At 52.2% G+C, this 21,001-nt stretch carries 23 protein-coding genes and 1 tRNA gene; 18 read left to right on the top strand and 6 right to left on the bottom strand.

The features are described 5' to 3' along the window. Window positions 1–2: 2 nt before the first annotated feature. Window positions 3–707, top strand: coding sequence for a triacylglycerol lipase (locus RHJ02_RS06970; RefSeq protein ID WP_206199538.1), 705 nt, complete (start codon window positions 3–5; stop codon window positions 705–707). Here RHJ02_RS06970 and trmB read toward each other — a convergent pair. After that, a complete protein-coding gene (gene trmB / locus RHJ02_RS06965; protein ID WP_255521432.1) occupies window positions 704–1,345 on the bottom strand; it encodes a tRNA (guanosine(46)-N7)-methyltransferase TrmB in 642 nt (213 codons plus the stop codon). The two genes, RHJ02_RS06970 and trmB, sit on opposite strands and share 4 nt — an antisense overlap. Before the next feature lie 154 nt (window positions 1,346–1,499). Then, window positions 1,500–2,945 carry an ammonium transporter gene (locus RHJ02_RS06960; protein WP_310744390.1) on the bottom strand — a complete coding sequence of 482 codons (1,446 nt, stop codon included), beginning with the start codon at window positions 2,943–2,945 and terminating at the stop codon, window positions 1,500–1,502. A gap of 261 nt (window positions 2,946–3,206) precedes the next feature. Between RHJ02_RS06960 and RHJ02_RS06955 the strand changes: the two genes are divergently transcribed. Beyond that, a complete protein-coding gene (locus RHJ02_RS06955; RefSeq protein ID WP_310744389.1) occupies window positions 3,207–4,070 on the top strand; it encodes a Tab2/Atab2 family RNA-binding protein in 864 nt (287 codons plus the stop codon). Between the two features lie 9 nt (window positions 4,071–4,079). Here RHJ02_RS06955 and dapB read toward each other — a convergent pair whose 3' ends face one another. Beyond that, complete coding sequence (dapB, locus tag RHJ02_RS06950) at window positions 4,080–4,895, bottom strand: 4-hydroxy-tetrahydrodipicolinate reductase (RefSeq protein WP_206199535.1); 816 nt, start codon at window positions 4,893–4,895, stop codon at window positions 4,080–4,082. A 147-nt stretch (window positions 4,896–5,042) separates the two neighbouring features. Here dapB and RHJ02_RS06945 point away from each other — a divergent pair, with 147 nt between their 5' ends. Continuing rightward, window positions 5,043–5,414 carry a cupin domain-containing protein gene (locus RHJ02_RS06945; RefSeq protein ID WP_310742806.1) on the top strand — a complete coding sequence of 124 codons (372 nt, stop codon included), beginning with the start codon at window positions 5,043–5,045 and terminating at the stop codon, window positions 5,412–5,414. An 8-nt stretch (window positions 5,415–5,422) separates the two neighbouring features. On the opposite strand, the gene RHJ02_RS06940 is transcribed toward RHJ02_RS06945, so the two are convergent. Further along, on the bottom strand, window positions 5,423–5,716 hold the full coding sequence (locus RHJ02_RS06940) for a hypothetical protein (RefSeq protein WP_206199533.1): 294 nt from the start codon (window positions 5,714–5,716) through the stop codon (window positions 5,423–5,425). A 643-nt stretch (window positions 5,717–6,359) separates the two neighbouring features. Here RHJ02_RS06940 and RHJ02_RS06935 point away from each other — a divergent pair. The 9 genes from RHJ02_RS06935 (at window position 6,360) to RHJ02_RS06895 (ending at window position 14,549) form a co-directional block, all read left to right on the top strand. Next, window positions 6,360–6,914, top strand: a complete 555-nt coding sequence (locus RHJ02_RS06935) for a protoglobin domain-containing protein (protein WP_206199532.1) — start codon at window positions 6,360–6,362, stop codon at window positions 6,912–6,914. A 54-nt stretch (window positions 6,915–6,968) separates the two neighbouring features. Next, the gene (locus RHJ02_RS06930; protein WP_206199531.1) at window positions 6,969–7,364 is read left to right on the top strand and encodes a roadblock/LC7 domain-containing protein; all 396 of its coding nucleotides are present in this window, start codon (window positions 6,969–6,971) and stop codon (window positions 7,362–7,364) included. A gap of 46 nt (window positions 7,365–7,410) precedes the next feature. Continuing rightward, window positions 7,411–7,977, top strand: coding sequence for an ATP/GTP-binding protein (locus RHJ02_RS06925; protein WP_206199530.1), 567 nt, complete (start codon window positions 7,411–7,413; stop codon window positions 7,975–7,977). A gap of 37 nt (window positions 7,978–8,014) precedes the next feature. Then, window positions 8,015–8,869, top strand: a complete 855-nt coding sequence (locus tag RHJ02_RS06920; protein WP_310800070.1) for a DUF4388 domain-containing protein — start codon at window positions 8,015–8,017, stop codon at window positions 8,867–8,869. Window positions 8,870–8,883: 14 nt separating this feature from the next. After that, window positions 8,884–9,297: a hemerythrin family protein gene (locus tag RHJ02_RS06915; RefSeq protein WP_206199528.1), complete on the top strand. Its 414-nt coding sequence runs from the start codon at window positions 8,884–8,886 to the stop codon at window positions 9,295–9,297. Between the two features lie 6 nt (window positions 9,298–9,303). Continuing rightward, on the top strand, window positions 9,304–9,528 hold the full coding sequence (locus RHJ02_RS06910) for a DUF167 domain-containing protein (RefSeq protein WP_206199527.1): 225 nt from the start codon (window positions 9,304–9,306) through the stop codon (window positions 9,526–9,528). Window positions 9,529–9,568: 40 nt separating this feature from the next. Further along, window positions 9,569–12,160, top strand: a complete 2,592-nt coding sequence (locus tag RHJ02_RS06905) for a M1 family metallopeptidase (protein WP_206199526.1) — start codon at window positions 9,569–9,571, stop codon at window positions 12,158–12,160. A 143-nt stretch (window positions 12,161–12,303) separates the two neighbouring features. After that, window positions 12,304–13,311 (top strand): tryptophan--tRNA ligase, encoded by a 1,008-nt coding sequence (gene trpS / locus RHJ02_RS06900; RefSeq protein WP_310800069.1) that lies wholly within the window; start codon window positions 12,304–12,306, stop codon window positions 13,309–13,311. Next, window positions 13,308–14,549: a zinc ribbon domain-containing protein gene (locus RHJ02_RS06895; protein ID WP_310800068.1), complete on the top strand. Its 1,242-nt coding sequence runs from the start codon at window positions 13,308–13,310 to the stop codon at window positions 14,547–14,549. Before trpS ends, RHJ02_RS06895 begins: the two co-directional genes overlap by 4 nt. Here RHJ02_RS06895 and RHJ02_RS06890 read toward each other — a convergent pair. Continuing rightward, on the bottom strand, window positions 14,546–15,163 hold the full coding sequence (locus RHJ02_RS06890; RefSeq protein WP_206199524.1) for a hypothetical protein: 618 nt from the start codon (window positions 15,161–15,163) through the stop codon (window positions 14,546–14,548). The genes RHJ02_RS06895 and RHJ02_RS06890 overlap by 4 nt on opposite strands. A 538-nt stretch (window positions 15,164–15,701) precedes the next feature. Here RHJ02_RS06890 and RHJ02_RS06885 point away from each other — a divergent pair. The 6 genes from RHJ02_RS06885 (at window position 15,702) to RHJ02_RS06860 (ending at window position 20,382) form a co-directional block, all read left to right on the top strand. Continuing rightward, a complete protein-coding gene (locus RHJ02_RS06885; protein WP_310800067.1) occupies window positions 15,702–17,825 on the top strand; it encodes an EAL domain-containing protein in 2,124 nt (707 codons plus the stop codon). A 157-nt stretch (window positions 17,826–17,982) separates the two neighbouring features. Next, window positions 17,983–18,222 (top strand): hypothetical protein, encoded by a 240-nt coding sequence (locus RHJ02_RS06880; protein ID WP_310744385.1) that lies wholly within the window; start codon window positions 17,983–17,985, stop codon window positions 18,220–18,222. A gap of 3 nt (window positions 18,223–18,225) precedes the next feature. Continuing rightward, window positions 18,226–18,942, top strand: a complete 717-nt coding sequence (locus tag RHJ02_RS06875) for an ABC transporter ATP-binding protein (RefSeq protein WP_310744384.1) — start codon at window positions 18,226–18,228, stop codon at window positions 18,940–18,942. A gap of 18 nt (window positions 18,943–18,960) precedes the next feature. After that, window positions 18,961–19,033, top strand: a tRNA-Arg gene (locus RHJ02_RS06870). Window positions 19,034–19,052: 19 nt separating this feature from the next. After that, the gene (locus tag RHJ02_RS06865; RefSeq protein ID WP_206199520.1) at window positions 19,053–19,628 is read left to right on the top strand and encodes an apolipoprotein A1/A4/E family protein; all 576 of its coding nucleotides are present in this window, start codon (window positions 19,053–19,055) and stop codon (window positions 19,626–19,628) included. Between the two features lie 40 nt (window positions 19,629–19,668). Next, complete coding sequence (locus RHJ02_RS06860) at window positions 19,669–20,382, top strand: DUF4079 domain-containing protein (protein ID WP_206199519.1); 714 nt, start codon at window positions 19,669–19,671, stop codon at window positions 20,380–20,382. Here the strand turns inward: RHJ02_RS06860 and RHJ02_RS06855 are convergent. Next, window positions 20,379–20,984, bottom strand: a complete 606-nt coding sequence (locus tag RHJ02_RS06855) for a heme-copper oxidase subunit III (protein ID WP_206199518.1) — start codon at window positions 20,982–20,984, stop codon at window positions 20,379–20,381. The two genes, RHJ02_RS06860 and RHJ02_RS06855, sit on opposite strands and share 4 nt — an antisense overlap. Between the last annotated feature and the right edge of the window lie 17 nt (window positions 20,985–21,001).

Here is a 21,001-nt window from a genome sequence, read left to right as displayed (position 1 = left end):
CTGTGTTGCCTGTCGTTATTTTGCCGGGATATTTAGCGGCTGCCCCTGAGTACTACCCACTGCGGGATTATCTGCGGCAATTGGGGTTTGTGGCGGAGGTGGTGCCCCTCAGGGTACGCTCGTGGTTTCCCACGTTGGGGGGGCGATCGGTGGCGCCAATTTTACAGGCCTTGGATACCACCATTCAGCATGTTCTGAATGCAACAGGGGCGTCCGCCGTGCATCTCATTGGCCACTCAGCGGGGGGCTGGATTAGCCGCATTTACCTAGGGGATCAACCCTATGAGAGCCAAGTTTGGGCGGGTCACAAATGGGTGCACACGCTAATCACGTTGGGTACTCCCCATCGGAGTCAGGAGCGTTGGACGCGCCGCAATCTTGACTTTGTGAACACCACCTACCCCGGCGCTTATTACCCCAAAATTCGCTATGTCTGTCTGGCGGGCAAGGCCATCTATGGCACACCACGCGGTTCGTTTGCCAATTGGTTTACGTATCAAAGCTATAAACTCACCTGTGGCGAGGGTGCCTGTTGGGGAGATGGGGTGACACCGGTGGCAGCAGCCCACCTTGAGGGGGCAGAGAATCTGGTCTATGAAGATGTGCTCCATGCGCCTCGCAGTCGCTTGCGCGATCGCCCCGATGCCCCTTGGTACGGCTCCCCAGCAATTGTCGCTACTTGGCAGCAGTATTTGAAAGCCAGTTAGAGGGCACACCGCTCAAATTGCCAGCGGTAAACGGGTAATCCTTTACTGAGGACACATTTTTCCCGTTCTGTCGCGACGGGCCAAGGACTCTGGGGTAACCAATCGGTACAGGTTGAGCTAAAGGCGGCATGGGCACGAAACTGTTGCACCATTGATTCAGCCACCTCAAAGACATCTGACTGAAGGACAACACGCCCACCAGCGGGCAGGAGTTCGGCAAGGGTGGCCACCAGTTCAGGGGTGACGACGCGGCGTTTATGGTGACGGCGCTTGAACCACGGATCTGGAAACTGAATCGTGACGGTGTGCAGGGGGAGTCCGCGGAGGATTTTGCCCAAGTGGACATTGGCATTGCCCCAAAGGTAGTGGAGGTTCCGAAGTTGCTGGCGATCGCGCCGCTCATTGGCTGCCACCACCAGCGGGTAGCGAATTTCCAGACCCAGAAAATTTTGCTCTGGATACAGTGCTGCCATTTCTAACAAGAACGTCCCCTTGGCACAGCCAATATCGAGATGTAAAGGCTGCGAGGGTTGCTCGTAAATCGTTGACCAATCGGGAACAGCAATGTCCTGCTGGAACTTTTGACTGAGAGGGTTAACGTGTTGTCGCACCCGTACCGCCATGGCGCGATCGCTCATCCAAAACTCCCTAATGTACTGCCGCTATAGCGTAGCGTATATCACTGCAAAGTTAGAAAAAAACTGCCCTCAAACGCTGAGGACAGCAAAAACCACCTAGGGCAATGGGATCGTTCAGCGGCGTGGTACGACCCCAAACTTATTGGCAGGCGAGTTACTCCTTCAAGAAACCGCTGTAGGCTTCCATGCCATGCTCGCCGATGTCCAAGCCTTTGAGTTCCTCTTCTTCGGAAACACGAATGCCAAGCGTTTGTTTCAGAGCCAGCCAAAAGATACTGGTCAGCAGTACAGTAAAGCCACCGACTGTCAAAATACCGATGATCTGGGCAATCAACTGAGTCACTCCGTGGCCGGTGAGCAAGCCTAACTCTTTGTCAAACAAGCCAACAGCTAAGGTACCCCAAGTGCCGCAGACCAAGTGGACAGAGGTGGCACCAACGGGGTCATCAATTTTGATGCGGTCAAAGAAAAGGACAGAATAGACCACAATCACACCGCCAATGGCACCAATGATCACGGCACTCCAGTAAGACACACCTGCACAGGGTGCTGTAATGGACACTAATCCCGCCAGAATACCGTTGATAATCATGGAGAGGTCAGGTTTACCAATGGCTAGCCAAGCAGTAATTGTTGCCGCAACCCCACTGGCTGCCGCCGCCAAGTTTGTTGTAACTGCGATGTAGGGTACAGCTTCATTCGCGGCCAGTTCAGAACCAGGGTTAAAACCAAACCAGCCGATCCAGAGGATCAAACACCCCAGCATGGCAAAGCCCATGTTGTGGCCGGGCAACGCCCGAGGCGTACCATCTGCGGCATACTTGCCAAGCCGTGGTCCTAGGAACGCAGCGCCCATCAGTGCCGACCAACCGCCTACGGCATGAACCACCGTTGAACCGGCAAAATCCTTAAAGGCAATATCTGGGCCAAGGAAACCAATGTTGCTGAGAAGGCCACCCCCCCAAACCCAGTGACCCGTAATGGGGTAAGAGATACCAGTGAGCAGGAGGCTGAAAATCAAAAAGTCAACAAACTTGATCCGCTCGGCCACTGCCCCAGAAACAATGGTGGCTGCGGTTCCTGCAAAGGCAGCTTGGAACAGAAAGGCCACAGCGATGGGTAAGCCCTCCGGAAAGGGATCAAGACCGTAGGTTTCGGGGTTTTCACTACTGAGGAAAAAGCCCCCCAAGCCAATAAAAGCATTGCCCTCGGTACCAAACATGAAAGAGAATCCGATCGCCCAGTAGGCAAGGGTGGCCAAGGCAAAAACAATGAGGTTCTTAGAAAGAATGTTGACAGCATTTTTCTGGCGGCAGAAGCCAGTTTCCAACATGCCGAAGCCAGCATTCATGAAAATCACCAGAATGGCTGCAATGAGTACCCAAATGGTGTTGAGTACGCCTTGAACTGTTTCAGGGGTGAGGGGTTCATCCTGTGCCTGAGCAGCCACTCCCCAAACAGCCACAATGATTAAAGCTAGGGGAATGCAGGCGACAAGGGCTGGCGATCGCCAGCGGAAATTGGGCTGCCGGTCGAGGTTGCGTAACGGGCGCTTTTGCCGTCTCGCACGTTTCAGTTTTAACTTGGACATCGCTTTCATTCTCAACGATTATGGAGTAGAGTTGCACATGGGTTCAGCGGAGGAGAAATCGCAGTTGCGGCACCATTGCGCCAGAAAGTGATCTGGCTGTTGTTTGGCTGGAGCTGAGCAAAGCATTGACCCGCAATTAACCTTTGATTGCACCAGTTCTCACAGTGGAAAATCTGTATCGGGTTATACATTTACCTTGACGGCCAAAACCGCCTATCCTAGGAAAGGCAAATAGCTTCAAGTTTGCGGGTAACGTTCCTCTAGGTGTGAATGGATACGATCTGGGAGTTGGATTTTTATTCCCGTCCCCTTGTGGATGAAAGCAACAAAAAAATCTGGGAATTGCTGATTTGCGATCGCCAGCAACAATTTCAGTTCAGCAAAACTTGTGCCGGAGCTGAAGCCAATGCCCGCTGGTTAGAAGCTGCCCTCAAAGAAGCCATGGATCAATGGCGGCAGCAACTGGGACTGGCAAACAGCGCTCAACCCGATCGGGTACGTTTTTTCCGCCGAGCCATGACCAGCATTATTACGCGGGGGGGAGAAGCGGCAGGATTAGTGATGGTGCCCAGTCGGCGCACGTTTGCCCTCTATGATTGGCTGCGCGATCGCGCCACAAACCTCTATCCAACCCTACCCAACTACCAAGCCGATCTGGCAACGCCACCCCAGTTGATCCTCCCTGCGCCTCAACCTTTACCACCAGCCCTGAGGGGCGATCGCTGGCAATTCAGTGGTCTTCCTCTGGGGGAAATTAAAACGGCTGGTGAATGGGAACTGCCCTTTGGTGAGGTACCCCCACTGCCCTTTTTGACCCTCAGTGACGATACGCTACTGCCGGGGTTAATTATCTATTCGCAGCGCGCACTGCCCTTGGCGGGTTGGCTGTCGGGATTAGAGCCGGCCTATTTGAGTTTTGAGGAAGAACCTCAGCCGTTGCTAGTGTTGGAAACGGGAGCCAGCGATCGCTGGGTACTCATCAGTGGCCGCAATCCCCAGATTCAGAAAGAACTGGCCGCCTTTAGGGACGCCTGTACCCAAAGCCAAGGCTTGCATTTCATTGCCGTGAAGGAAAGACCAGAACAGGAGACCCTGCAAGGCTTTTGGTTGTTGCAGCAAATACCTGCAGTCTAAATTGCTAAATCAGAGCAGCTTCTCTAGGCCATAGATCAAGCGCTTGAGCTGCCGTACTTTGCGGATTGCCAGCAGTACCCCCGGCATATAGCACTGGCGATCGCTGGTGTCATGGCGCAACGTATAAATTTGCCCCGGTGCGCCAAAAATCACCTCCTGATGGGCAATCAGTCCCGGCAAGCGCACACTGTGGATGCGAATCTCCCCCTCTGTACACGCCCCGCGGGCACCCCTGAGATGTTCCGACTCCTGCACTTGCGGTGGGTTAAAGGTTTTGCCCAATTCTGCTAAACGCTGCGCGGTTTGAATGGCGGTACCACTAGGAGCATCAGCCTTTTGGTTGTGGTGCAGTTCAATGATCTCCACATGGTCAAAATACTGGCTCGCCCGGATGGCCGCCTCCTGCAGTAACACCATACCAATGGAGAAGTTGGGAGCAATCACCCCCCCCATATCGGCTTTGTCAGCAAACTCGGCCAGATCTTCAATTTGTTCTGGACTCAAGCCCGTTGTTCCGACCACAGGATAGATACCGTAGGCGATCGCCATGCGCACATTTTCGTAGACGGCTGTGGGATGGGTAAAATCCACCATCACCACCCCTTGTTTTTCTTGGGCAGCGGCGACACACACCTCTTGCAAGCTGCCACTAATTGGAATGCCCAGCGCCCCTAGCCCTAGGACTTCACCAATATCCTCCCCCACCTGCTTGCGATCAACAGCAGCATAGAGGGCAGTGTCGGCAGCCTGTTGTACGGCTTTAACGACCTCGCGTCCCATTTTGCCGAGAGCACCGACAACAATGACCGGAATGGGTGTACTCATTCAAAACTCCGAACCGCGGCCATTGGCTAGGATAGCGCGATCGCTTGGCGATACAATAATTTAATATTCATAATGGTCAAGATTTATCCTAATGGCATAATGTTAGTTTTCTCCTTTCCTGAATTAATCGAGCGTTGCCAAAACTGGATGCCTAAGCGGCCAGGCTACGCCGTTTGTCCTTTGGATCACCACAATGCGGAATTAGCCTCTAGTCTCTATCGCATTGAACCCGGACAAGCCAACTATCCCCATTACCACCATCGCGGTGACGATATTTTCCTAATTGTATCGGGAGTTGGTGAACTCATTACCTGCCCGATGACGCCCCCTGCAAGTTCTGTGGCAGCAACCGCGTTGATCCGTACCCCCGTGGAAACCGGCTCCTATGTCCATGTGGATGCCCAATGTCTCCATTGGCTGCGGAATCTTTCTGCCGATCAGCCGTTGTATTACCTTAACATTGCGCCCCTATCCCACGAGGGCGATCGCGTCGATGTCACCATTGAGGGTTGGAGCTAAGAAAACAGTTATTCACCCTTAAACTTACTGGCTGCTTCCTCAAAGGCCTTGCTCAACTCATCCCACGCACTCTGGAACCCTGCTTTGAGGGACTCCCAAGCATCATCGCCCGCTTCTTTGAGGGCAGCCAATTGCTGAGTAATCTCATCGCGTTTGGCCTTGAGGGCTTCAATTTTAGCTTCAATATCTGCCTTGACATCTTCACCCGCTTGATCCGCCTTTGCCTTGAGTTGGTCAAGCTGGGCACCGAGTTGTTGCAGCTTCGTTTCCATTTCGCCTTGGTAGGTCAAGCGATCGGACATACAACTATCCTCCCTTGCTCAAGATAAATACCTACGATGACTCAAAGCATCCTAGATGGATAACAATGCAAGGGTGGCATACTCCGTGCCATGGGATCAAGGCATTGGGGATATTTTGTAAAAGTTACTTTCATTTCCACACAAAGCGAATTAAAAAACTAAAGAATAATTAAAAAATGTATCTAATCATTTTATTTTGTGTAGTGTGTCGAGAAATACAGTCAAAGAACTACAGAGAAATCTATACTTTTCATTAGAAAGTCAGGGGAATACTCTGCATTAACCGCAGCCTGTTTCTGCAACGCAGAGTGATAAGTAAGCTAACTTCACACTTTTTAGAATGAGGAGCAACTTTGTATTTCTGTGTTGAGTCCCTGTGAAATCGGCTAAATCTGAGTTGAGGTTGCATGTCGTGGAGTGAGGAAGCGCTTTTCAAGCATCTAATGCAGAGGTCTGTACCAGCAGTGCTTGGATTTTTAAGGGGGAATCTTTAATTGTTTCTAAAATTTTCAGCTTTTCCGAATATTGTTTGTTAGCTTGCAGGAGTAAGTGCCTGACTTGATTCTAATCACTGAATCACGGACGCCCAGTCAATTCACCTGATCTAGTAATTAAAGTTATTCAGTGTTTCGAGGCGAAAGAGATGACAATTGAGCCAGTCAATTTTATGGCAACGATGGTACGGCGAGTCCAGTTGACCGATGCAGACAAATCCCTGTTGGCGGAGGCCGCGCCGTGGGGAAAGGAAATTGCCCCCCAAATGGCCGACATTTTTTATGACTACTTGGGGCGGGATGAAGAGATGAATGCCATTCTCAACGCCACAGAAGGACGCATTCATCGCCTCCATCAAACCTTCATCGACTGGTTCCATGAAATGTTCACAGGGATGGATGGTTGGGGCAAGGCCTACGCTGAGCGACGCTGGAAAATTGGTCTGGTTCACGTGCGCATTGGCATTGGGCCACAGCATGTGGTACCCGCGATGGCAATTGTTGTCAACGCCGTGCGGCAAAAGTTAAGGGAAGCCAACAAATCCGAGGCTCTCAGTGATGCCCTAGGCAAAATTTGCATGATTGATCTTGCCTTTATTGAGCAGGCCTACTTCGAGGTGTCTTCCCAAGCGGTTCTTAAGGAAACCGGTTGGACCCAGGCACTGTTTCAACGGCTAATTGCCACAGGGGCTGCTGCCATGTAGGTCACCTAGCAGTCATTGTTCAAAAAGTTCCCATATCTTTACGAGGATTAGATTATGCCAATTAATGCCGCAAAACTTGAAGCTACACTGCAAAACTTTGTTGCCAATGCCAGTAATGTCCAAGGAGCCGCCCTTGTGTCTCCCGATGGTCTGACGCTGGCGGCAACCTTGCCGGGGGGAATGGATGATGAACGGGTGGCAGCGATGTCAGCGGCCATGCTGTCGTTGGGGGAACGTATTGGACGAGAGCTAAGCCGGGGCAAAATCGAGCGCATCCTTGTAGAGGGTGCCAGTGGGTATGGCATTCTCACCAGTTGCACCGAAGATGCGGTTTTCCTTGTGCTGGCGGATGCCTCTGCCAAATTGGGCATTATCAACCTTGAAATTAAAAATGTTCTGGCTGAATTGCAAACCCAACTTATGGGTATGGGGCAAGCCGTGAATGTTTAGACCAGCCTGATTCCTCTGTGTTTTGCCGTAATTGAGGTGCCAACCCATGGAAATTATGCGCATTGTCATCACAGGACCAGTGGGCGCAGGCAAATCCACCTTCATCCGTACCATCAGCGAAATTGAGGTGGTGGATACCGATCGCAAGGCAACGGATGAAATTGCTGCTTTCAAGGAAAAGACAACGGTAGCGATGGATTTTGGGCGGCTGCAGTTTGGTCCTAATGTTGCCCTGCATCTGTATGGCACGCCTGGTCAAGAACGCTTTGACTTTATGTGGGATATTCTTATTCGCAAAGCCCATGCGTTTATCCTACTGGTCAGTTCTCACCGTCCCCAAGATTTTCGAGCGGCACGGCGGATTTTGGCCTTCATGCGCCATCGCACAAAGATTCCAATGCTAGTGGGTCTGAGCCATGCCGATAATCCCAATGCGTGGCCTGCTGAAGAGATCGCGATCGCCCTTGGCTACTTGAGTCCCCACCGTCGCCCACCGATGCTACCAGTCAATGCTTTAGATCAGTCCTCTGTTGCTGCTGCCATGATGGCACTCATTCAAGCCTATGCCAGTGCCCAATCCTCGCAATTAAACCGCAGTGCTCTAGCCACGTAACTGAACGCAGAATCACTCAACTTATTAGGGGGAATCTATGAAAATCACCGGTTATCTATCAGAGTTTTCACTGGGGGAAATTTTCCGTTTTCTGGAGCAGGGGCAAAAAACGGGTTGCCTTTCCATTAAGCCCGTGGAAATGGCGGGGATGATGCCGCTGATTCCCCAAATGCAGGAGTACTATATCTTCTTTCGCTTGGGTCAAATTGTAGCCGCAACAACGACCTTGGATCACCAAGGATTGCAACGGCTCATTGAGCAGCGGGGCTGGCTGCGCCCAACTACCATTCAACGCCTCTTACCCTTTTGTTCCCTAACCGGATCCCTTGGACTGTGCTTGAAAACCCAAGGTGCCCTTGAGCCAGAACAGCTGCGGCTATTGTTCAAGCAACAGGTACTGACACCGATTCCTCACCTCTTTAGTCTCAATGAGGGCTGGTTTAAGTTCGATGCCAACCATCCACTGCCTTTTGGCGAAATGACGGGACTGAGTGCCTCACCCATGGAAATTTCCTTGGCGGGTCTACGACTGCTGCGGGATTGGACAGCCCTAATGGACAAGCTGCCCTTGCCGAGTTCAACCATTGCCAGCACGATTGAAGGACAGCCCCCCTACCGCCTCAATCATCATGAGTGGCAAGTGTGGGAGTACGCTAACGGTACCAAAACCCTCCAAGAAATCAGTGAAGCGTTGAACTTACCCATTCTAGACGTGCAAAAAATTTGTTTTCGCCTAATAGTGGTGGGGATTGCCGAGGAAATTGCTGGCATTGCTGCTCCCGCCGCCAGCCCTAGGGAACCAGAACTCATTGAAACAACAGAAATTAGCTCCTCCTTTCTAGAGGGAATCTTTACGTTTCTGAAAACAAAAACCCACCCGCAATCGGTCTAGGGGGATAAAAAACAATGCAACGCTTCGCGTGGACAGAGCAGCTGCAGACCGGCGTGCCCATGATTGATATACAGCACAAGGAACTCGTCTGTGCTGTCAATGATCTGGCGGATGCCATTGAACAGGGTCGGGGAAGCGCTGCGATTAAACAGCTAATTGCTTTCATGAAGTATTATGCAGAGTGGCACTTCGGGAATGAAGAAGGCTGTGCTGAAAAATACCAGTGCCCCCTAGCAGAAGTTAACCGCTGCGCCCATAAACAGTTCATCGAGATGATTGAAGAGCTGCAGCAGCAGTACCGCGACAGCCAAGCGGATGCGGCGATCGCCACCCGGATCCATGGTAAGTTAGCAGACTGGTTAGTGAATCACATTATGAAAATTGACAAGCAAATTGGGCAGCACATCTGTGCCCATGCTTCAGGCTAGGAGGGCATGAAGAAATACCATCTGGTGGTCAAACCCAATGCAAGAACCTCTTCTGTTTCCGTGAATTCTGACGGCCAGCTAGTGGTGGCGGTGCGTGCCCCAGCTACTGAGGGCAGAGCCAATGAGGAACTCATTGCTGTCTTGGCGGCCTATTTTCAGGTACCCAAGTCCCGTATTCAGCTGATTAAGGGTCATACCAGTCGCTATAAGGTGGTTGAACTCCTCGATTGATGCCCCTTAGACTAAGAGCAAGTGCGGCTCAACATGACCTATGACTCTTGATGTCACTCCAGCCAAATCCTTTGTTCTCAGCGGTGCGCGTCCCCACTACAGTCCCGATCGAGTGGGGCAGGTGGAACATATCTGCTTGGACTTGACCCTAGATTTAGAGACCCAGGCATGCTGGGGACAGTGTCATATCCATCTACGACCATTGCACTCCCAAGTGCGCCAGCTGCGCCTCAATGCCGTGGGGCAACAGATCCAGAGTGTGACTGTGCAGCACCAACCCCAAGCCTTCCACTACGATGGTGAATTTCTGGATATTTCTCTTGATGCGAGCTTGGGGATTCATCCAGATCAGGTGCTGGTGATCACCATTGACTACCGTCTGCAGAAACCCCAGCGGGGATTGTACTTTGTTGCCACTGATCCCCCCCAAGCTTGGACTCAAGGGGAAGATGAGGACTCCCGCTATTGGTTTCCCTGCTTTGATTCTCCTGGGCAGCTGGCGACGTCAGAGGTACGAGCGCGGGTGCGCCAACCCTTACAGGCCATTTCCAATGGGGAATTGCGTGCCTGCTACAGCGAGGGAGAGTGGCAAATCTTTCACTGGTATCAACCCCAGGTCCATCCCACTTATCTGATGACCCTAGCGGTGGGGGATTTTGCGGTTTTTGATGACCAGTGGCAGGGGAAGCCCGTCACCTACTACGTTGCTAAAGATCGCGCTGCTGATGCCCGCCGCACCTTGGGCAAAACGCCAAAGATGATGGACTTTTTCAGCCGCATCTACGGCTATCCCTATCCCTACCCCAAATATGCCCAAGTCTGTGTGGCCGATTTTATCTTTGGCGGCATGGAAAATACCTCGACAACCCTATTGACAGACCGCTGTCTGTTGGATGAGCGAGCCGCCGCTGAAGATTTTCGCAGTGAAAGTTTAGTGGCCCATGAGTTGGCACACCAGTGGTTTGGCGATCTGGTGGTGATCAAGCACTGGTCTCACGCTTGGATCAAGGAGGGCATGGCCTCCTATGCCGAGGTGCTCTGGTTTGAGGAGGAATATGGCGCTGATTTTGCCGCCTATTATCGCCTTGAGGAATTGCGCAACTACCTCAGTGAGGATAGCGATCGCTACCGCCGCCCCATTGTCACCCATGTCTATCGCGAAGCCATTGAACTCTACGATCGCCACCTCTACGAAAAAGGCGCCTGTGTCTATCACATGATCCGCCAGGAACTCGGAGAAGAGTTATTCTGGAAAGCCATTCAAACCTTTGTCCGCACCTACGCCCACCAAGCTGTGGAAACGGTGGATCTGCTGCGGGCGATTGAAATGGCCACTGGGCGCAACCTACTTCCCCTCTTTGACCAATACGTTTTTCGTGGGGGACATCCCGACTTCCATGTGAGCTATCGCTGGGAGGTAGCCGATCAACTAGCCGTTCTTACCGTCAAGCAGCAGCAGGTGACCGATGGGGTCACGCCCCTAGAGCGCAACCTTTTTGATCTACGGATTCCTGTTGGCATCGGTACGGTGGATGATCAGGGGCAGGTGACGGTCAAAACCATTCCCCTGCGCATTCATGAACCAGAGCACACCTTCTATTTGCCGCTGCCACAGCAGCCCACCTTTGTGAGTTTTGATGCCGGCAACCATACCCTCAAAACCGTTACCCTAGAGTACCCCCTCCCTGAACTCAAAGCCCAACTGCAGTACGACCCCGATGTTTTGGGGCGGGTTCAAGCTGCCATTGCCCTAGGCAAAAAAGGAAACCTAGAAGTTGTGCAAACCTTGGCGGCGGCGCTGCAACGGGAACCCTTTTGGGGAGTGCGGCGTGAAATTGCCAAAGTGCTGGGCACGATTCAACTGGATCAAAGCTTAGAGGCGCTCAAGCTGGCACTAGCCGATGATCACCCCCATGTTCGTGCCGCCGCAGTGGAGGCCATTGCTGGGTTTAAGTCCGCCAAAGCCTACGAACTTCTCAAGCCCATTGCCAAGCACGGCGACCCCAGCTATAGCGTTGAAGCTGCCGCCCTGAAGGGAATTGGTGTGATTGCCGCTGCCAAACCGCAACCGAAACCCAAGCTCGAAAAAGTGCTGAAACGACTGCGGAAGGCTTTGGAAAAACGACAAGGCTGGAATGAGGTGGTACGCTGTGGGGCGATCGCTGGCTTGGGGCAACTCAAGGAGTCTCCAGAGGCGGTGAATTTGGTTCTTGACTACACCGCTATTGATGTCCCGCAACCCCTACGCTTGGCCGCCATTCGTACCCTTGGCACCATTGGCGATCGCCACCATCCCCAACTGAAGCAAATTCTGGAACGGCTAGAGCAACTCAGCCACGAGACCTTTTTCTTTACCCAGATGGCCGTTGTCCAAGCCCTGAGTCAAGTTGACCATCCCCAAGTTTTAGGCCTGCTGCAGCAGCTGGGCGATCGCACCACCGACGGCCGTATCAAACGATCAGTTGATGAAGGAATCGCCAAAGTTCAGAAAGCCCTTGGCAGCGATGACCGCCTCAAGACCCTTGAGACCACCCTCAACGAGTTACAAAAGGAAAATCAAACTCTAAAAAGCCGCCTTGAAGAATTAGAAGCACGCACTAAAGCGACCCAGCAGGACTCAGCGCCAAGTTAGCAATATCATCACCCAGACCCCTGCGGGCATTGGGCAAGCCCAGATGACCCTGCCATGGGATAGGGGCTTTCATCGTTTAAGCCGTGTTCCATCCATAGGAAAAGGGCTGTAGCATAGTAGGAACACAATTAGAGGAGGTTGGGGTGACCAAAAAACGGGTGCTTTCGGGAGTCCAGCCCACAGGTAGCTTGCACTTGGGGAATTATCTCGGAGCCATTCGCAACTGGGTGGCGGGGCAAGCCGAGTATGAAAACTACTTTTGTGTGGTGGATTTACATGCCATTACCGTCCCCCACAATCCCGCAGAACTGGCGGCTAATACCTATACTGTTGCTGCTCTGTACTTGGCCTGTGGCATTGACCCAGCCCACGCCACCATCTTTGTCCAATCCCACGTCAGCGCCCATGCCGAACTCACTTGGTTACTGAACTGCATTACCCCCCTCAACTGGCTGGAGGACATGATTCAATTCAAGGAAAAAGCCGTCAAGCAGGGGGAAAACGTGGCGGCAGGACTACTCGACTATCCTGTGCTCATGGCCGCGGATATTTTGCTCTACGATGCCGATCTAGTTCCTGTGGGGGAAGATCAAAAGCAACACTTGGAACTGACCCGCGATATTGCCGCTCGTGTGAACTACCTCTTTGCCCGCAATCAGCCGCCAATTCTCAAGCTACCGGAACCCTTGATTGCCAAGGCGGGAGCACGGGTGATGAGTCTCACCGACGGCACCAAGAAAATGTCGAAGTCGGATCCCTCGGAACTGAGTCGCATTAACCTTTTGGACTCGCCGGATGAGGTTCGCAAGAAGATCAAGCGCTGCAAAACTGACCCGATTCGTGGCTTGACCTTTGACGATCCCGATCGCCCCGAAGCCAATAACCTGCTGAGTCTCTATCAAGTACTCACGGGAAAAACCAAAGAGGCAGTGGCAGCAGAATGTGCCGATATGGGCTGGGGACAGTTTAAGCCCCTCCTCACCGATGCGGTGATTGCTACCCTAGAACCGATTCAGCAGCGATACCAAGAGATTATGGCAGACCCCAGCTATCTCAAGGATTTGCTCAAAAAAGGCCAAGAACAGGCTGCCCGCGTGGCCAATGCAACCCTAGAGCGGGTAAAACTTGCCTTTGGGTTTACGCTGCCATGAATATCACAAGCGGGTTGAGGCGACTCTGGCGGGGATTTTGGCGGCGATCGCGCCTTGTCAATGACGAACCCCTGAATTGGGTCAGTCTCATTGTCATTATCTTGGTGGATATTTTTATCCTCATTAATGTCTTTAGTGGCCTCAGCGAAATTAGCAATTGGCCTTTGAGTCCCAGTCAAGCCCAGCCCTGTTATGCTCCTTGGCAAGCCTATCGCCAAGACACCGCTAGGGAGCGCGACATTCGTTTTCTAGAGCAGCAGATTAGCCTTGACCCCCCGCTCCAGACCGCTGTGGAGCGCCTACAGGAAAGCAGCAAGGGCAAACTGGGAACCATCTCCGCCATTTGCTTCACCTATGCAGAGTATCAAGATGCCGTCAACCGCCCTACCTATCGGGAGCGACTCCAGCAACGACAGCAGAAACAGGCACAAATTCAAACCCTCGAGGCCACCAATGCCCGCATTCGTCAAGAGTATGACTCGACACTATTAGAGCAGCTTGCGGGGCAACCCCCGGATCAATCGATCAACTTGGTGGAAGCCGCCAAGGCCAAAGCCACCCTTGAGGCCAACAACCGCCAAATTGCCGCTCTCAAAAATGAGATGGCGGCCCTTGAACAGGCGATTCTCCAAGAAGCCGATAGCCAAGCCTTCTTAAAATTTTTAGCCGAGGACGCCACCTTTGCCCAGCTTGAGAACCAATATCAGCGCTCTCAGTTTTGGTATCCCAGTCTCCAATTTGTTTTACAAGCCCTCTTTCTATTACCGCTGATTGCGATCGCCCTAGTGGTGCATCGTTTTGCCGATCGCCACCGCCATGGCCTGCTTGCCCTCATGAGTTGGCACCTACTGGTGATCCTCTTGATTCCTTTGGTGCTGAAGATTTTTGAACTATTGCAGGTGGGAGCCCTCTTTGAGTGGCTGGCTAATGTCATTCTTGCTCTCTTTGGCGGTCTGCTTTTTTTGGTCAGCTACCTCTATATCCTGCTGATTCCAGCGGTGGGGTTTGGCATGATTAAAGTGGCGCAAGCTCTTTTCCTCAATCCACAGCGACAGGCGGCAGGGCGAGTCCAAAAACTCCGCTGTGTCCGTTGCGGCAAACGACTGCGGGATCTCGATCAACACTGTCCCCACTGTGGTTATTTGCAGTGGATGCCCTGTCCCAATTGTCAGCAGCCCACCTATCGCCACTTACCCTATTGTCGGCATTGCGGTGCATCGACCCGTTCTTCTCTCTAATTCTTGCTGGGGCGGTTGATCCAGTCGGCACACTCGCGCTGTAGCCCCTGCAATGTCATATTGGGTACCCGCTCAGCAGCAAAGGCCTCGGCCTCAATTGGAATGTCTTCGGGGTTATAGCCACTCTTGCGGTAGAGATCCGCGACGATACCGGGGCTGACGCGAATGCCCACGGGCACCAAGGAATCCAAATCTCGTTTGGCGGCAAAGCAGGCTTGAACGACGTGCCAGCCCTCGTGGCGCAGCGTTTCGATAAAAATTGGCCAATGGGCAAGGGCGCGGGGACGCAAGATCAAGCGATCGCGACTAAAACTATAGGAGCCGTAATTATCATCTTGGCGCTGCCGGATGTAGAGGGTCGTGCCCGTACGCAAAATGGTGCGAATCAACTGATAGGCTTCCACCTCAGCACTGTTTTGCAGCCGAAAACGGGCAGGATCGCGGCGCGGATAATAAACCAGATCAAAGAGAAGCTGAATATCCTCATCGGAACCGTCAATGGGGATCAAATCCCGCTGGGCGAGACCCGGGGATGGGGAAACTACAAGGGCGATCGCCAGCGTCAATGTCGATAAAGAAACCCGCAGCCAGCTTTGAAGTTGTTTTTGCAGCACAATGATCAACCCCCTGCCTTTGGGGAATGCTGCTCCTAACCTAGCAATTTTGATAGCAGTCTAAACGTGTTCTCTATCACGATCTCACAGCGATCCCCACCCCTTTTCACAGTGACGGGATCACGGTCAGAAAAACCTCAAAACCGCTCTTTGAGGGATGAAGCGCCATCGCTGCTCCAATAGTTTAGAAAAGGGCTGTATGATGGACTTAGGAAGAAGCAACAAATAATATTCCTTGATAAGTTTTTGTATAGTTTGTGATTTTAATGTGTTGAATGATGACTTAGCAATGATTGAGAAACTCCTTGTTTTATCCGCTGTTGATGACTGCCCTTTAGAATCACTAGCGACCCTTGAAGTCGTCGCAGAAGACTCTGCGCAAAAATATCCTCAAAAAAAATGCTTATTGCCATCCATCAACATATTACTGATCGAAAACATCCCCCAATCGGGTGAAATTTTATATCCCCATCTCGCCGAGATTGATTACATTTGCTATCAAGTTCACACCTGTCCGTATTCTCATTTAACCCCCGGGGTGGTTGCTCAGGCCAAGCCCAATCTCCTTGTCCTCATTGCTCAAGGGGATCACGTTCTTAAAGCAGTGCAAACACTCCAGCAACGCTATCCACACTTACCCTTAGTTGTGATTGATCCCAGCGATCGTCCGGATCTGGCCACGCAGATCCTCCACAGTGGTGCTCAGGACTACTTGAGCTTTCAGGAACTCAGCCCCAACTTGCTGGCGCGCAGTATCCGCCATGCCATCGATCGCCATCAGGTGGAACAACAACTTCTGCGCCAAGCCCAGTACGATCGCCTGCTGGTACAAATTACCCAGCACATTCACCAATCCCTTGATCTGGCCACGATTCTTGAAGCTGCCGTCAAGGATGTGCGAGAACTCTTGGGCTGCGATCGCGTGCTTATTTATCGCTTCCTTGAGGATTGGCGCGGCATTATGGACGTTGAAGCGGTGATCCCTCCTTGGTTGTCAGCCCTTGGGGATGTCGTGGGGGATTCCTGCTTTACAGAGCGATACATTGAAGCCTACAAGCGCGGTCGCATCCATGTGGTAAATGATTTAGACACAGCGCCTGTTACCTCCTGCTATCGCGATTTGCTGGCGCACTATCAGGTTAAGGCTAATCTAGTGGTACCGATTATTGTCGAAGGGCGGCTGTGGGGGTTGCTCATCTGTCATCAGTGCGCCCATCCCCGCGACTGGCAAGACAGTGAAATTGAACTGATTAAGCAAATTTCGACCCAGTTGGCGATCGCCATCCTGCAGGCAGAACTCTATCAAAAGGCGCAAGCGGAAATTCAAGAGCGCAAAGCAATCGAAGCCCAACTCCTCTACCAAGCCCGCCATGACCGCCTCACCCATTTACCCAATCGCTGGTTCTTTGAGGAACAGTTGCGCCTTACCCTCAGCTATGCAGCCGAGCACCCCAAGTACCACTATGCTGTTCTCTGCTTGGATATCGATCGCTTCAAGACCCTCAATGACAGTCTGGGACATGGCACAGGGGATTTATTCCTCCAAGCCTTTGCTCAGCGGCTGACGCGTTGTGTGAGTCCTCAGGACGTAGTGGCACGCCTAGGGGGAGATGAATTTGCGGTCTTGCTCAATGATATTGAGGGGATAGAACATGCCCAAGCCATTGCCCACCAACTGCAGGATCGCCTCAACCATCCCTTTGAAATCGATCACTACACCCTGTACAGCACGGTGAGTATCGGTCTTGTGATGGGTAACCCCCATTACACCAGTAGTGAGGAACTGCTGCGGGATGCTGACATGGCCATGTACCACGCTAAAACCAAGGGACACAATCGCATTGATGTCTTTGATCCTGTGATGCTGCAACAGATGCGCGATCGCCTGTACTTAGAAGTGGAACTGCGGCAAGCGATTGAACGGGGGGACTTTGTCCTCCACTATCAGCCCATCGTCAAGCTCCGGAGCCAATCTCTCAAAGGTTTTGAGGCACTCCTGCGCTGGCAAAAGGGGGATACGCTGATTTCCCCCAAAGTTTTTATTCCCGTCGCTGAAGAAACGGGGCTGATTTTTGAACTCTCCCGCTGGGTCTTGCACAATGCCTGTGAACAGTTGCAGCAGTGGCAACAGCGTTATCCCAAGCTTCAGTCCGTGGGCTTTACGATGAGCATCAATCTGTCCGCCAATCAATTTTCTTTGCCCACCCTTGTAGCTGAGATTCAACAAACCCTTGAGCATTACCATTTAGCAGGGCACTTTCTAAAGATAGAAATTACTGAAAGTACCTTGATGCAGCACTTGGATTCTGCCCGCGAAATTCTTGCCGAGCTGAAGGCGATGGGGGTGCGCATTAATATTGATGACTTTGGCACTGGGTATTCCTCCCTGAGCTATTTACGCAATCTGCCTCTCGATGGCATTAAAATTGACCGCTCCTTCATTTCCCAAATGGATCGCAGCCAAGAAGATCTGGAGGTGGTTCACACGATTTTGGTGCTGGCGCGCAACCTCCACCTCGATTGCATCGCCGAGGGCATTGAAAACACAACTCAACTGCAACTGTTGCGATCGCTGCGCTGTCCCTCTGGCCAAGGCTATCTTTTTGCCCCACCGCTGACTACGGACAAGGCTGAGGTGTATCTACAGGAACACATCCTTTAACAACACCAGCACCTTCAAGTCAAGTTCAATCGAAAAGTGAATAACAAATTGACTTGCCATCATTGCCCAAGGGAAAGAAAACAAAAGTCCGCGCCACCACTAGCAATGGGTGTGCCGATAGGATTTAGGATAGTGGCAGTGCTCTTGGATTTCTCAGATGGCCAGCTTATTTGACCAAAACTTTCGCTATACCGATCGCGCCCGCGCCATCTTCAAAGAACTGCAACGCAACCTCCATCCTATCTATATGGAGCTACTGGAAGAAGGGTTCTCTCCTCGGGAAATTAGCGCCCTCGTCACCAGTGCTGCTGCCCAAACCGAAAATGCCGCTATTGCTGAATGGGAAGAGGCGCGGGGTAGCTCCCCCAATACGGAGGAATCACAGACCACGGCCTAGGGGATGACTTCTCAAGCGCGCATCTTGGAAATTGAGTCCCTGAGTGTCCACTACGGTGGCATTTGCGCTCTGCGCGAGGTGAGTCTGGCCATTGCAGCCGGCGAGTGCATTACCCTTGTGGGTGCCAATGGTGCTGGCAAAACCACCCTGCTGCGTGCCATCTCTAAACTCGTTCCCAGTGAAGGTACCATTCGCTTTGCCGGTCAATCGATTGCAGGGCGATCGCCCCATGAATTAGTGAGGCTGGGCATTGCCCATTGTCCAGAGGGGCGTCAGGTTCTCGCCCGCCAAACCGTACGCGACAATCTTCTTCTCGGTGCCTACTGTCGTCGAGATGAGGCGCAGATTGCACAAGACCTCGAAGAACAACTCAAGCGCTTTCCTAGACTACGGGAGCGGCAATACCAACTGGCGGGAACCCTTAGTGGCGGTGAGCAACAAATGCTGGCGATCGCTCGTGCCCTGATGAGTCGTCCTCGCTTACTGCTCCTTGATGAACCCAGTTTAGGCTTAGCGCCCAATTTAGTACGGGAAATTTTTGCCATCTTGGCACAACTGCGGCAACAGGGGATGACAATGCTACTGGTCGAGCAAAATGCGCACCTAGCCTTACAATTGGGCGATCGCGGTTATGTGCTTGAAGCGGGTCAAGTGACCCTCAGCGGTCGTGCAGCAGATCTCCTGAATGATCCACGGGTTCAGCAAGCCTACCTTGGTTAATGCTATGATGAGAAGGCTGGACGTGTGGCTCAGTGGATAGAGCATCAGATTCCGGTTCTGAGGGTCGGGGGTTCGAATCCCTCCACGTCCGTTAATCAAGCATCAGCATCATGACTGAACCCGTTACCCGTTCCGAATTGAGCCAAGTTTTAGATGCTATCCAAGGGATGCAGGCCGATATGCAGTCAATGCAGGCTGCCATCCAAGCCATGGATAAAAAGCTGGATATTCACATCGCCACGAGTAACGAGAAATTCCAAAGGCTTGAGGACAAAATTGATACTGTCGAGGCCAAACTTGAACAGCGTATCAATGCTGTGGAGGCTAAGCTAGAGCAGCGCATCAACGCCGTCGAAGCCAAACTGGAGCAGCGCATCAATGCTGTCGAAGCTAAGCTGGAGCAACAGATGAAGGCTGTGGAGGCCAAACTGGAGCAGCGTATCAATGCTGTCGAAGCTAAGCTGGAGCAACAGATGAATGCTGTGGAGGCCAAACTGGAGCAGCGTATCAATTCCATAGAAGTACAGTTAGGGCAGCGGATTGATACGGTAGAGTCCACCTTGCAGGATATTTCTAAGCGACAAGCGGGCACAGATGCCCGGCTTTGGGGATTCCTAGTGACCTTGTTGGTGGCCACAGTTGGCTTACTGACAACAGTGCTGTTCTTTGATTTGCCCCGCCCCTAGATTCGTTACCCTAAAACTGGCCTTATCATTCTTAGCCAGTATGTTTCTCAACCTCAAAGACATCATTTTGCTGTTGCATCCCATCTTGGCCTGCACATTTGTCTTTCCGGTCATTGGTATCACCACATTCTTTGCTCTGCAAACGCGGCAGCGTCGTCTCAAAGACACCACCATCCCACCCACAGTGGGCACCCTGCATGTCAAATTGGGCAATCTTTTAGCAGCCGGCGTGGTTGGCATCACATTGGTGGCCTTGGCCTATTCAGTGGTGTTTGGATTTCAGGGCTTCTTGATGCAGGCGGAGAATCAGACACTGCAACCGCTCTCTGTTGTCCTCGTGGCACTGATGTTTGTTGTCACCATTGCAGCAACGGCGCTGCTGTATCGTGCTCAATCGAAGCTATGGCGTGCTGTTTTTGCCACCCTCTCAGGGATGGGGGTGACCATTCTAGCTTTTCAACCGGGGGTCTTTCGCCGTGATGACGAGTGGTGGGTTTCCCACTTTTACTTTGGCTTGGCGGCGGTGATGCTGATGATTTTTTCTGTGGCCATTGTGCGGGAGATTTACCAAGATCGATCGCTCAGGTGGCGGCGGATTCACATTGGCTTGAATTCCCTTGCCCTTGTTCTTTTTCTCTTGCAGGGAATTACGGGTACCCGTGACCTCTTGGAAATTCCCTTGAGTTGGCAAGCACCTGTGGTCTATCAGTGCAACTTTGATCCGCGATCGCCCCAATTCAAGACCTGCCCCTAAAAGCGAGTCAGGATATACAGCAGGGTGAAGAGGATAATCCAGATCACATCCACAAAGTGCCAGTAGATCTCTGCCATGGTGACCCCCGTGTGCTTGTGGGCACTGTAATGGCCGGGACGGCGCGATCGCCAGATCACCCCCAAAATCAGCAAAATCCCCACAAAGACATGGAGGCCATGGAAGCCCGTCATCACATAAAAGCAGTTGGCAAAGACATTGGTGCGCAGGCCGTAGCCGAGGGTGAGGTACTCATAAACTTGACCGCCCAAGAACACTGCCCCCATGGCCGCCGTGATCCAGTACCATTGGCGCATGCCGCGAACGTCATCCTTTTTGATGGCAACATCGCCGTAGTGGATGACAAAGCTACTGGAAATAAGGATGATGGTGTTGATGGTGGGCACAAGAAGTTCCACCTCAGTGCCTTCGGGCGGCCATTGCTCATTCATGCCCCGCAGAAGTAAATAGGCCGCAAAGAGGCCACCAAACATTAGGGATTCAGAAATCAAAAAGACCAGCAACCCTAAAACCCGAAAATCAGGGTGCTCATGGGCATGATCAACGGCTATGGCCGTCGCTTGAGAGTCAACAGTACCTTGCATGGCTTGCTCCTAAAGCG

The organism is Thermosynechococcus sp. TG215, from assembly GCF_031583455.1.
In the GTDB taxonomy this organism is placed as follows: domain Bacteria; phylum Cyanobacteriota; class Cyanobacteriia; order Thermosynechococcales; family Thermosynechococcaceae; genus Thermosynechococcus.
Note: the sequence above shows the minus strand (reverse complement) of the source record. Positions and strands in the feature narration are given on the sequence as shown.